Annotated in this window: 1 protein-coding gene; it reads right to left on the reverse strand. The window is 64.8% G+C overall.

Going from position 1 to position 1,526, the window contains the following annotated elements; translation table 11 throughout:
* Positions 1 to 59: 59 nt before the first annotated feature.
* On the reverse strand, positions 60 to 1,526 hold a 1,467-nt coding region (locus XINFAN_RS00280; protein WP_233352068.1), incomplete at its 5' end, for a trimethylamine N-oxide permease.

Consider the following 1,526-nt stretch of genomic DNA (forward strand, 5'->3'; position numbering starts at 1 on the left):
TGTGGGGACGACCACGGGCGGGGTTTCCCCCGCCCGTGTTTGTTGCGTTGTCTTTGCGTTCAGATGGTGAAGATCAGATTCGAGACGAAGGCGACCGCCACGCCCGCGATCAGCACCAGATAGGGCAGCACCCCGGCCTTGCGGTCTTTCAGCTGCGCCGGGGTGACCTGGAGGTCCTCCAGCATGTTGTCGGGGAACTTGCCCTTGTCGGTCACATAGTGGCGCCAGGCGAATACCGGCAGGATCAGCGCCGCCGCGACGATCCCCGACATCAGCGTGCCCGAGCCCCAGACGTTCGCCCCCGCGCCAAGCAGCACCATGTTGACGAAGCTCAGCAGCGTCCCGGCCGCCAGCAAGGGCGTCGGGCAGCGCCAGGGCCGCGGCACATGGGCATTGTCGATCCGGTGGATCCAGCCCGAGTTCAGGTTCAGGAAGTTGAAGATCAGATAGCAGCAGTTCGACACCGCCAGCACGAAGAGGTAATCCGACATCATCAGCAGGATCAGGTTGAAGCCGAGGTCGGTCCACATCGCCGTGACAGGCGCGCCGTGATGGTTCACCCGGCTGAGGTATTTCGGCAGCCAGCCGTCGACCGAGCCCTGGTAGAGCGTGCGCGACGAGCCCGCCATCGAGGTCATGATCGCCAGCATCGTGGCGAGGATCAGCATCACCACCATCAGTTTGGTGATGAAGGCGCCGCCGCCGACCATCTCGCCCATCACGCCCGCCACCGCGGTGCCGTCGACGATCCCGGGTTGCAGGATGCCCTCGACCCCGAGATAGCCCTGGAAGGCCAGCGGCACGAGGGTGAAGATCACCACGCACAGAAGGCCCGAGTAAAGGATCGCGCGCACCGTGTCGTGCTCGGGGCGGCGGAACTCGGAGGTGTAGCAGATCGAGGTCTCGAAGGCATAGGTCGACCAGGCCGCGATGAACAGGCCGCCAAGGAACAGCGTGATCCCCTCGCGGTTCCAGATCCCGTCGATGACATTGCCGGCCTCATCAAAAGCGATCGGCACCAGCGGCACCAGGTTCTCGGTCTGCACCTTGCCCGCAAGCAGCGGCACGATGCCGACGACCAGCAGCGGCACGATCACCGCCACGCCGATGATGGTCTGGATCCGCGCGGTCGAGAGGATGCCGCGGTGCTGGATCGCGAAGACCACCAGCAGGATCGCCACGCCGATGAAGAAGGTGGCGTTGATCCGAAGCGAGATGCCCTCTTTCAGGAAGCCCAGATCCACCAGCGTGATCTGCCAGGCCAGCAGCGCGGAATCGGCCGGCACGAAGGAGTTGAGGATATAGCCCGCCGCAAGCCCGGCGCCGATGGCCAGAACCGGGGTCCAGGCCAGCCAGTTGCACCAGACCGAGAGGGGCGCGATGATCTTGGAATAGCGCACCCAGGCCGAGGCGCCATAGACCGAGGCGCCGCCGCTTTTCGACGGGAACAGGCCGGCGATCTCGGCATAGGTATGGGCCTGGATGAAGCCGAAACCGACCGAGATGATCCAGATCACCCAGGAGGG

The sequence above is a fragment of the Pseudogemmobacter humi genome, assembly GCF_900609055.1.
Classification (GTDB): domain Bacteria; phylum Pseudomonadota; class Alphaproteobacteria; order Rhodobacterales; family Rhodobacteraceae; genus Pseudogemmobacter; species Pseudogemmobacter humi.